This is a genomic window from Flavivirga aquatica, assembly GCF_001747085.1.
GTDB classification, from domain to species: domain Bacteria; phylum Bacteroidota; class Bacteroidia; order Flavobacteriales; family Flavobacteriaceae; genus Algibacter_C; species Algibacter_C aquatica.
On the sequence record NZ_MDJD01000034.1, the window covers coordinates 326,685 to 339,939 of the forward strand.

Here is a 13,255-nt window from a genome sequence, read left to right on the forward strand (position 1 = left end):
TAAAAAAGAGATAAGCTAAACATTTTTTATCAATACCCAATAGAAAAAAAATGGAAAATAAAAAACCGCCAGCCATGAAAAAACCTACTTTTTTAAACAATTGGATAGTTGTTTTAGGATTACTGTTTACTGTACAATCATTTGCTCAGAATTTTGTGCCTTTTGGTGCACCTACATTTGATAAAGATTTAAGGGGAGATATCCTTTTAATAGGTAATAATATTTTAGGTGAAAATAATAATAACTTTAATGATAATGTGACGACAAATGATGATGTTAATATGCAGTATATTGATATTGATGGTGATCCAACAACATTCAGTTCAAGTAGTTCAAATCTGGTTATTCCCCCTGCATCATCATCATGTTATAAAATAGCCTATGCTGGTTTATATTGGAGTGCTGTTACTAAGGGAACGGCGCCTTTTAGAAATGTTAAATTTAAGGGACCTAGTGGAGGATATAATGATATTACAGGAACAGTAATTTACGATGCAGGTAGCGTGACTGCAGATACGGGTAATAGTTTTCCTTATGTTTGTTATGCAGATGTAACAAGTATAGTACAAGGTTTAACGCTTAATTCAGGAACATATACAGTGGCAAATGTATCAAGTGCACTAGGTCAAACAAATAACTTTAGACCACGAAATTATACAGGATACTCGGCAGGCTGGTCCCTTTTTATAGTATATGAAGATCCTAATTTAACTGGTAAATCTATTACTACTTTTGATGGTTTTAGTGCTATTAGTGCTGCTGCTAACCCAACGTTAGATATTCCTCTTTCTGGATTTAGAACCATACCAACAGGTCCTGTTCGAGCAAAATTTGCATTTGCGGCATTAGAAGGAGATAAACCACTTGCTGGAGATTATTTAAGGATTAATGGAACAAATTTATTTAATGGTACACAACGTCCATCAAATAATTTCTTTAATAGTAATATAACCCAAAGTGGTAGTAGAATACCAAATAGTAGTAATACTTTAGGTTTCGACACAGGTATAATAACTGTGCCAAATCCATCAAATAATGTTATTGCAAATAATGATACTTCTGCAACAATTAGGTTAGGAACGAATCAAGATACTTATTTTGAATATTTTGTGGCTTTTGCAGTAGATATTATTGAACCTAATATTGTTCTTACTAAAATAGTTGAGGACGAGTTTGGGAATGATATTGGTGGTGATGTAGTTAACTTAGGCCAAGAATTAAATTATGTTATTGGGTTTAAAAATACAGGTAACGATGATGCAAGAGGTTTAACAATAAGAGATGTACTTCCTGTAAATGTGGATTTTGATTATCCTGCAGATTTAGATGTATTACCTCCAGGTGTTACCGTACAAAGTTATAATGCATCAACAAGAGAGATTGTTTTTAGAGTAAACAACTCAGTTGTAGAAATTAATGATCCGACACTTGAAATACGTTTTAAAGTGAATGTTGTAACATCTTGTAGTGAGTTGAGTGATGTATGTTCTAACCTCGTCGATAATCAAGCTTTTGCTACTTATAGAGGGACGCAGAATCCAGATTTTTTAATTTCAGACGATCCAAGTTTTGATACAAATACAGGGTGTTTGTTAACTCCAAAAGCTACCAATATTTTAGCAGATATAGATGCATGTTCATTTGTTGAGAATGTATCTCTTTGTGGGGCAAGTACAATTTTAGAAGCTGCCGAAGGATATACGACGTATTCATGGTCAACTAACCCTTCTGGGACATCACCAATTGGAAATGAAAGAGAATTGACAATTACAAGTCCGGGAACATATTATGTTCACAATACAGCACCAGCGCCTTGTTTATCTATTGTTCAAGAATTCAGGGTAACAATTTTTGGATCTGGTGTAATAAATCCTATAGAAGCTTTTGCTGACGAAGTTGCTATATGTCCAGATGGTGGAGCGCGTTTGCCTTATATATTTTTATGTGGGGCTAGTGATTCTAGGTTTATTCAAACAGGTATTACGGATACTTCAGATATAGTATGGGACAGATTAAATGAAGGTTCATGTACGGCAGTAACAGATATAAGATGTGCTAATGTTAGTGATTCTTGTACATGGATTCGAGAAGCTACAGGGCCAGATTTTACAGCAGATACTGCAGGTCAATACAGGTTAACTTTAAGGTACTTAGGGAGTTGTGTTAGTGAGTTTTATTTTAATGTATATGAAAACATATTAGAACCTACATTTACATCAAGAGACATTGTTTGTACAACACCAGGGCAAATAGTTGTAGGTGATGTACCCAGTGGTTATGAATATAGCCTTGATGGAGTTACTTACCAATCAAGTAATACATTTTCTGTTACTACACCAAATAATTATACTGTTTATATAAGACAAACAGGAATTTTAGCAAACCCTTGTATATTTACAATACCAAGTGTTCAAATAAGACAAAGAAACTTTACTGTTTCAACAACAATAATACAGCCTTTATGTAGTGGAGATACTGGTAGTGTAGTAGTAGCGGCAAATGATGTTGAGCCACAATATTCTTTTGCAATATATGATGACACCTCAACATTGGTAAATAGTGTAGGCCCTATTACTCCTAGTAGTTATACGTTTCCAAGTTTAAATCCAGGAATATATGAAGTAAGAGTATCTACGGAAGATGGTTGTACACATAGTGAGTCTATTGAAATTGAAGATCCAGATCCTCTAACTGTGACTTCCGCACTTACAACACCATTAACATGTACAGATGGAGAAATTACAATATATCCTGTTGGAGGAACAGCACCGTATTTTTATTATATTAATAGTCCAACTGTTTTTCAAGGGACACCTGAGTATGTTGTGACAACTCCTGGAGTATATAATATTAGAGTCGTTGATAGTAATAACTGTGAAGCAACTACATCTATAACGGTAGATGCAACTTTACCACCAGATTTTAACGTTATAAAAACAGATATTCTATGTTCAGGTTCTGGTAATACAGGAATAATAAATGTAAATGTTAATAATGCCAATGGTAATACATTACAATATAGTATTAATAATGGGGTTACATTTTCTAATGCTCCGCTTTTCCCAAACCTTTCAGCAGGAAATTATGAAGTAGTTGTACAGTATACTACAGGAACTAGCACCTGTGTAACACCACCACAAACAATACGAATTGATGCAATTTCTGCTGTAACAGGAACAGCAACATTAACTACGCCTTATACATGTGATAATGATGGTGTTATAACAGTTTCTGGAGTCACTGGAGGTACAGGATCTTATACATATAGTATAGATGGTGTGACATTTCAATCTGGAAATACATTTGCAGGTTTAACAGATGGTACTTACACGGTAACGATAGCAGATAGTAATAACTGTGCGTTTACAGTAAGCCCAGCTATAGTTATAGATCCGTTAAATCCTCCAACAGATTTAACTTTCGCTAATACTGCTTTAACTTGTCCAACAAATACAACTACAGTTACCATAACACCAACAGGAGGTACTGGAACATTAGAATATAGAATTACAGCCCCATCAGGAGCAGCAACAGTATTCCAAAACTCAAATACTTTTCCAGGATTAGTACCAAATGTTTATACTTTTGAAGTTAGAGACGAAAATAATTGTATCTATAGTGAATCTTATAATATTGTAGCTTTACCTACTATAACTGCTGTAGGACAATTAATAAATAATATTAGTTGTTTAACGTCATCAGATGGAGCAGTACGTTTTACTATATCAGGATCAACAAATTATAGTTATGTATTTGATTCAGATCCAATAGTAACAGGACACTCAGCATCAGTGATTCCATTTACAGGGTTAACTGCTGGAGATCATACTATTACCATAACAGATGATGATACAAATTGTACTGTCACAGAAACAGTACGAGTAGAAGAACCAGCATTATCATTAAGTGTCTCAGCTGTAGCATCACCAATAACATGTAATGTAGATGGCAGTGTAGAAATAACAGCTGTAGGCGGATGGGGAGGTTATGAGTATAGTTTAACCCAACCCGATGCAACAGTTTTAGCATTCCAAGCAAGTAATACATTTACAGGATTAATTCAAACAGGATCTTATACAGTAACAGTTAGAGACACAAATGGATGTGAAGAAACAACAACATTTACTTTAGCAACACCAATAGCTCCAACAGCAAATATAGATGGCGCATCAAATTTATGTTATGATCCATCAACTAGCGGAGCAACATTAGTTGTTTCAGCAATGGGGGGGCAACCACCATATGACTATAATATAAATGGCGGTGCCTTTAATTCTAATAATACGTTTACAGGATTAACACCAGGAAGTTATACAATAATAGTAAGAGATGCTTATGGTTGTACATTTACTTTACCAGCACAAACCATAGCACCAGAACTAACATTAAGTACAGTATTAACAAAAGACTTAGACTGTACAGTATCACCAGATGCAGTAATAACAGGAACAATTACAGGAGGAACAGCACCGTATACCTTGGAATTATCTACAGGAGGAGGAGCTTATGCAGCAATAACACCACCAACAGGATTAAGTTTTACAGATACACAAACTACAGATAATACGTATCAATATAGAATTACAGACGCTAATGGTTGTCAAGTAGAATCTGGAGTTGTAACAATTAATGCATTGGTTCCTGTAGCAGTTACAGTAACACCAGTAGATCCAACATGTAATGGAGCAGCAGATGGTTCAGTGCAGCTTGTCGCTACAGGAGGAGAAGGCTCTTATACATATAGTTTTAATGGTAGTGCTTTTACAACAACATCATTATATAATGGTTTAAGTGCAGGAGTATCATATTCATATGAAGTAAGAGATAGTGAGAATTGTTCGTTTACAGGAACAATAACATTAACAGAGCCAACAGTATTATTAACAACAGCAACAATAACGACTCCTTTTAGTTGCGATGTGAGTAATGTAAATCAACCAGCTACAATAACAGTAACTGCAAGTCAAGGTACGGCACCATATCAATATAATTTTAATGCATCAGGTTATAGTACGACTAATACATTAACAATTAATGATACAGGAGTAGATCAAACAATTTCATACTCAGTAAGAGATGCACAGGGTTGTATAACAAATAACAGCATAATAGTACCTGCATTAAATCCACCAACAGATTTATCTTTTACGCCATCAGGTTCAGTTACATGTGCAATTACAACAACAGATATAACATTAGTAGCAACAAATGGTGTAGGATCGTTAACTTATGAAATTACATCACCTGTAGCTTCAGCAGTATCAAATACAACAGGTAATTTTACAGGATTAACACCAAACACTTATATTTTTAGAGTAACAGATGCCAACGGATGTTATTACGAAGAGTCTTATAGAGTAGAACCAGTAACAAATATTACAGTATCAGGATCTTTAGGAAGTAATATATCTTGTATAGGAAGTTCGGATGGATCTGTAAACTTTACCGTAGGAGATTTTTCAGGAACTTACAGTTATGTATTTGATGGTAATCCTAGTGTAACAGGACAAACAGGACTCATTATACCAACTTTTACAGGGTTATCTGCAGGAAATCATACTATTACAATAACTGATGAAGTTACAGGTTGTACAGCGACAGCTACAGTACGTGTAGAAGCACCAGCCGTAGCTTTAAGTGTAACAACGATTGCATCACCAATAACCTGTGATGCTTCAGGAAGTGTAGAAATTACAGCTTTAGGAGGTTGGGGAGGCTATGAGTACAGTTTAACACAGCCAGATGCAAGTGTTCTAGCTTTTCAAACAAGTAATACGTTTACAGGATTAACTCAAACAGGCTCTTATACAGTAACAGTTAGAGACACAAATGGATGTGAAGAAACAACAACATTTACTTTAGCAACACCAATAGCTCCAACAGCAAGTATAGATGCCGCATCAAATTTATGTTATGATCCATCAACTAGTGGCGCAACATTAGTTGTTTCAGCAACAGGGGGGCAACCACCATATGACTATAATATAAATGGAGGGGCATTTAATTCAAGTAATACATTTACAGCCTTAACACCAGGAAGTTATACAATAATAGTAAGAGATGCTTATGGTTGTACATTTACTTTACCAGCACAAACCATAGCACCAGAACTAACATTAAGTACAGTATTAACAAAAGACTTAGACTGTACAGTATCACCAGATGCAGTAATAACAGGAACAATTACAGGAGGAACAGCACCGTATACCTTGGAATTATCTACAGGAGGAGGAGCTTATGCAGCAATAACACCACCAACAGGATTAAGTTTTACAGATACACAAACTACAGATAATACGTATCAATATAGAATTACAGACGCTAATGGTTGTCAAGTAGAATCATCTGTGATAACTATTAATCCATTAATAAGCCCATTAACAGCAACAACTACGCTAGTAAATCCAACATGTAATGGAGATTCAGATGGTTCAATAAGATTAGATGCTACTACAGGAGAGTTACCTTTTACTTACAGCATAGATGGCGGTACAACATTTGTATCTTCAAATGTATTTGGAGGTTTAACAGCAGGTAGTTATAATTATGTCGTAAGAGATAGTAAAAGTTGTGAAGCAACAGGAACTGTTACTCTAATAGATCCTGCACCTATAGATGTTACTATAACTTCAACTCCAATAGTATGTAATGTAAATACACTAGGTAGTTTTGATGCTGTAATAACATCAGGAGGTCAAGCTCCGTTTACCTATACACTTTATGATAGAAGTTTTAACCAATTGTCAACATCTGGAGCAACACCAGCAACATCTTTTAATTTTCCTGGGTTAACTTTTGGAGATTACTATATTACAGTAGTGGATAATTTAGGATGTGAATTTAACAGTGGTATACAAAGAATAGAGACGCCACCAATTTTAACTTTAACAGGTTTTGTAGATTCTAATAATTGTGCTACAGGAGTAGATTATACAGTGTCAACATCAGGAGGAGCAAGTCCATTTGTATTCTCTATTTTTGGACAACCTGGAACAGCATCTCCAGCACAAGTAAGTCCTATTTATACTTTTACAGGCTTGATGCATAATACAACTTACTTTTTACAAGTACAGGATGTAAATAATTGTATTTCAATTTTAGAAATAACAACACCATCAGCGCCATCATCTATAGAAATTACAGGAACTACAGCTACAAATGTAACTTGTAATGGCGCTTCAAATGGTAGATTAGATTTTACAGTTCAAAACTATGATGGAACGGTTACAGATATAAATTATCAAATTTTAGATGCTCTTTCTTTAGTCCCAATAGCACCAGCTATTAATGGAACATTAACAGGTGTAGCAGGAGGTCCAGTTTCAGGAAGCATTACAACACTACCTGCAGGAAGTTATGTGTTAAATGTTACAGAAGTTGGAGGAACGGCTTGTTCTGATAATTTTAGCTTTATAATAACTCAACCTATAGAACCTGTTACTGCAACAGTTACAGCTAATGTAAATGCAAATTGTAATTCAGGAGCTCAAGTAACAGTAAGAGCGATAGGAGGTACAGGTCCATATTTATACGAAGCAGGTTCAGTAGGATTTATTACAGGAACAGGAGAGGTGACTCCTACTAATAATAATGTGTTAATTTTAGATCCAGTTACTAGAACAAACTGGGAAATATTAGTTACCGATAGTAATGGTTGTACATTTAGATTTAATGAGTCTGTTACAAGTGACCCAAGTCCTATACTTGATGCTATACCAGCACAATGTTACACTGGTAGCCCTTTAACATATACTTTATCATCATCATCACCAATAGTAGGTACACCAACGTATTCAGTAGGAAATGGTTTTCAAGCTAGTCCAACTTTTACGATAAGTGCGCCAGGAACTTATACATTTACAATAAGAGATGGTAATGGATGTAGAGATTCGGAAACAATAACAATTAATCCAGCCTTAGATGTTATTTCTTTAATAACAACATTGCCATCATGTAGTGATGACGATGGTGTATTTGAAGTAACAGGAGCAGGAGGTTCAGGATCTTATACATATTCTATACTACCAAGTCCAGGAACAGTTACTTTAACAGGAAATACTTTTAGTGGTGTACCATCAGGAAGTTATACAGTAACCATAGAAGATACAGTTACAAGTTGTACAGATACAGTAGTTGTAGATTTAGAGTCTGCAACACCAGTAACATTTACAGCTACACCAAGTGATGTAAGTTGTAATGGCGGTAATGATGGAGTAATAACGGTAGATTTGCCAGCAAGTAATGATAATCCATTATATAGTTATGCTATTACCGCAGGTCCATCTACAGTAGCAGCACAAGGTTCAAATATATTTACAGGATTAGCAGCTGGATCTTACACAGTTGAAGTCACTTCAGGAAGAGGTTGTGTTTCAACACAAGCTGTGGTTGTAGGAGAGCCAATTCTTTTAAATGCAACAGCAGCAGTAAGTACAGCGTTTAGTTGTAGTGTAACCAATGCAAGTGTATCAGGAGAAATAACAGTAACGGTAACAGCAGGAACAGGAACAGCACCTTATCAATACAGTATAAATGGTTCAGGCTTTAGCGGAAGTAATACTTTAACATTAAATGATACAGGAGTAGATCAAATTATTCCATATTCAGTATTAGATACAAATGGATGTACATTTAATGATACAGTTACAATATTAGCATTAGATCCACCAACAGATTTAGATTTTTCAGCATCAGGTCCAATTACATGTTTAGCATTAACGACTGATGTTACATTAACAGCAACGGACGGTATAGGCACTTTAACTTATGAAATTACATCACCAGCATCAGCAGTAACATCTAATGCTACAGGTATTTTTACAGGGTTAACTCCAAATAATTATATATTTAGAGTCACTGATGCCAATGGATGTTATTATGAAGAATCATATATAATAGATTCAGTAACTAATATAACAGTGTCAGGTTCATTAGTAAATGATGTAAATTGTAATGGAGCAGGAGATGGAGCTGTAAGTTTTACAGTTGGAGATTTTGCAGGAACTTACAGTTATGTATTTGATGGAAACCCTGCAGTAACAGCACAATCTGCGACAACAATTTCATTTGGAAGTTTAACACCAGGAAACCATACAATAACAATAACGGATGAAGCGACAGGCTGTACAGCTACAGAAACAATAAATGTATCCGAACCAGCAGCAGCTTTATCGTATACAACGGTAGCTACTAATGTATTTTGTAGTAATGATGAATCACTTATAACAGTAACAACATCAGGAGGTACACCAAACTATAGATATGCAGTAGTTATATCAGGAAGTGCAGCTCCAGGGTTAGTAGCTTATGGTAATAGTAATGTACTAACAGTAGATACTAATTCAGCAACAAACTTAGCATGGGATGTTTATGTAATAGATGCTAATGAATGTCTTGAAATGCAAACAGTTACTATAATTAATGATCCATTACCAACAGTAACGGTTCCAGCATTGGCTTCTAATCAATGTGATTTAACAGGCGTACCATATGAGTTTACAGTAACAGCAAGTACAGGAGTGGGACCTTTTACCTACTCAATAGATGGCGTAAATTTCCAATCAAGTGATACTTTTACAGTATCAACACCAGGAAATTATACAGTAACTATTAAAGATGTTCATGGCTGTACAGCAGTTAGTCCAACATCAGTAACAATTTATCCAGCCTTAGATGTAACACCAACGATTACGACATTACCATCATGTAATGATGATGACGGAGAGTTTACAGTAACAGGCTCAGGAGGATCAGGAGCAGGGAATTATACATATTCTATACTTCCAAGACCAGGCCCAGTAACAGACACGGCAACAGGTTTTGCAGGCGTACCATCGGGAAGCTACACAGTAACTATTACGGATACAGTTACAGGATGTACCGATACAGTTGTAGTAAATTTAGAATCAGCAACTCGAGTAACATTTACAGCTACACCAAGTGATGTAAGTTGTAATGGCGGATCAGATGGTGTTATCACAGTTAATTTACCAGTAAGTAATGATAATCCAATATACAGTTATGCTATTACAGCAGGACCAATAACACGAGGATCACAAAACTCAAATATATTTACAGGGTTATTAGCAGGATCTTATACCGTTGAAGTGACCTCAGGAAGAGGCTGTATTTTAACAGATGTTGTAATTGTAGGAGAGCCAAACCCATTAATAATAGACGATGCTAGTGCTACTCCTTTTGGATGTACACCAGATAATTCTGTGAACACCTCTTTACTTACAATTACAGCTAGCGGAGGAACAGCTCCATATACATATAGTATAGACGGAGTAAATTATTTCACTACGAATACTTTTGATATTATTGATACAGGAGCCGTTCAAAGTATTATAGCATATGTAAAAGATGCAAATAATTGTACTGAACCAAGTGCTATTCCTGTTATAATAGCGCCGTTACCAGAATTAACAGCAGCAGTAGCAGCTATTGCAACACCTATAGATTGTAATAACACAGGTTCTGTAGTTATAAATGTAATGGGAGGATCTGGTAATTTTACTTATAGAATGTTACCAGGAGGGACAGCACAACCAGGAAATACATTTAGTATTCCTGGATCTGGAACTTACCATTTTGAAGTGATTGACGGAGATACAGGGTGTACTATAGAGACATTGCCTTTTGAGGTATTACCTTTTGATACTATTGATGTTGTAGCAACCCCAACATCGGGAGTTACTTGTTTTGGAGACACTAATGGTGCTTTTGAAATTAATGTTACAGGTTATACGGGGGGGTATGATTATGAAGTGTTTGATGGATCTGGTACATCTGTAAGAGTTGTTACTGGAGCCAATACCATAACAAATCCATTATCAATAAATGGGCTTTCTGGAGGTAATTATACAGTTGTAGTTAGAGAAACTGATAGTCCTTTCTGTGATACAGCATCTAATGTAATTACAATAGAATCTCCTTCAGAAGTTCTAGATTTAGCACATTTTGAAACCTCTGTGACTTGTGATAATAATGCAGGTACAATTACAGCTATTCCTAGCGGTGGTTGGGGAAGTTATGAGTATCAATTAGTAGGAGCAATAACAGGTTTAAATAGAGCATTTTCTTCAAACCCAGTTTTTACAGACTTGGAGGCAGATGATTATACTCTTACTGTTAGAGATTTAAGAGGATGTCAAGAGTTTACAAGTATTTTAATGAGTATTCCTACTGCAATAAATGCAACAGTAATGCCAGATATAACATTGTTAACATGTTTTGGTGATACTAATGCAACGATAACGGCAAGTAGCGTAACTGGAGGTCAAGGAAGTAATTATACTTACACACTAAATACCTTCAATGCTTTAGGTGCTTTAGTAAGTTCATCTGGACCTCAAACAGATCCAAATTTTAGTGGATTAGGAGCAGGTACTTATAATATAGTTATTACAGATGGGTATAATTGTACATTTACTTCAGCGGATATTGTTATATCTGAGCCAACAGAAGTACAAGTAAGCTTAGTAAAAGAAACTTCACAAACGTGTTTAACAGACGCTCAACTTACATTAAGTGCTATTGGAGGTACACCGCCATATGAATATAGTACTGACGCATCATTTACAACAGTTTTTGGTTCTTTTACAACATCGACAACATTTCCTGTAGCTATTGGAAACTATACTTACTATGTTAGAGATGCTAATAATTGTGTATCTAATGTATCTAATCAAATAAATATAGATCCGTTACCAACATTGGTAGTTGAGATTGATGTAGATGCAAGTGATATTGTTATTAACTGTGCAGGAGAAACTACAGGAGTTATTGTAGCGACTGCTCAAGGTGGTTTAGGTAATTATGTTTATACATTACAAAATGGATCTGGAGTTGATATAACTCCAATTCCTACTCAAGTTTCTCCAGGTGTCTTTACAGATTTACCAGCTGGCGTTTATCAAGTAAGAGTAGATAGTGACGATTGTATTGCATCATCTAATTCAGTTTCTATAATAGAGCCACTTACACAATTTACAGCAAGTTTCACAGAGACAGATGTAACATGTAATGGTGCTGACAATGGAAGGTTAGAGATTTCAGCTCAAGGAGGAACAGGTATCATAAAGTATGCGATATCTCCACAATTAAATCAGTTTTTCGATACACCAGTATTTGAAGATTTAGAAGTAGGTACTTATCAAGCTATAGCTCAAGATGAGTCTGGTTGTTTTGTCCTTTATGACTTTACAATTGGAGAACCAACACCTATCATTGTAGGAGTTGTTACTGGATCAATTGTTCCAGAAGTATGTAGTGGAGACAATGATGGTATGTTTAGTGTTACCATTTCAGGAGGATTTGCACCATACCGTGTAAGTCTAGATGGTATTAATTTTACTAATGGAACTCCAACACAAACACAATTTGATTTTACAGGATTAAGTGGTGGTGATAAAACAATTTATGTTTTTGATGCTCTAGGTTGTGATTATGAAAGCGGTATTCCTTTCCCTGTATCTGTAACTATTAACCCAGAGGTTACTATTGACTATGGTTGTGTAAATAATACTTCTATTAATACGGTTACAGTTACTGTAGATGATAGTATAACTAATCTTACAGATTTAGATTATTCATTAAATGGAGCACCTTATCAAGCTAGTAATGAATTTACAAACGTAGTATCAGGACTTAATTTTATTGATGTAAGACATACTGACGGATGTATTCAAAGAACATTAGAGTTTAATGTAGATCAAATAGATCCATTGCAGTTAGTTTTAACAGGTGGCGAGTTAAACGAGATTTTAGCTACTGCCGATGGTGGTGTAGAGCCTTATGAATATACATTTATACTTGAAAATGGTGAACCATTATACACAGGTAGAGAGAATACGTTTATTATTCGTGAATCTGGAGAATATACTGTTATTGTAACAGATAGAAATGGTTGTGAATTTAGTGCAACAAGGTTCTTTGAATTTGTGGATGTATGTATTCCAAATTACTTTACTCCAAATGGAGATGGTGTTTTAGATCAATGGGGGCCTGGTTGTACAACAAATTATAAAGACCTTACGTTTGCTATTTTTGATAGATATGGACGTAAGATAGTAGACTATCGTTTTGGACAGAAGTGGGATGGTACATATAATGGAGCAGAATTACCTACAGGAGACTACTGGTATACATTAAAACTGAATGATCCAAGGGATGATCGTGAATTTGTAGGGAATTTTACACTTTACAGATAATAACTAGAATAAATAGTTAAAACTCTCAAAAATAAAAAACT

The 13,255-nt window shown here is 35.2% G+C and carries 1 protein-coding gene; it reads left to right on the plus strand.

Annotated elements, in window-relative coordinates:
* Positions 1 to 50 precede the first annotated feature (50 nt).
* A complete protein-coding gene (locus A8C32_RS07665; RefSeq protein ID WP_069829845.1) occupies positions 51 to 13,214 on the plus strand; it encodes a T9SS type B sorting domain-containing protein in 13,164 nt (4,387 codons plus the stop codon).
* The last annotated feature ends 41 nt before the right edge of the window (positions 13,215 to 13,255 follow it).

Bases quoted from the DNA above. Each gene is read 5' to 3' on its own strand.
- A8C32_RS07665 (WP_069829845.1), top strand. From the start codon at position 51: ATGGAAAATAAAAAACCGCCAGCCATGAAAAAACCTACTTTTTTAAAC.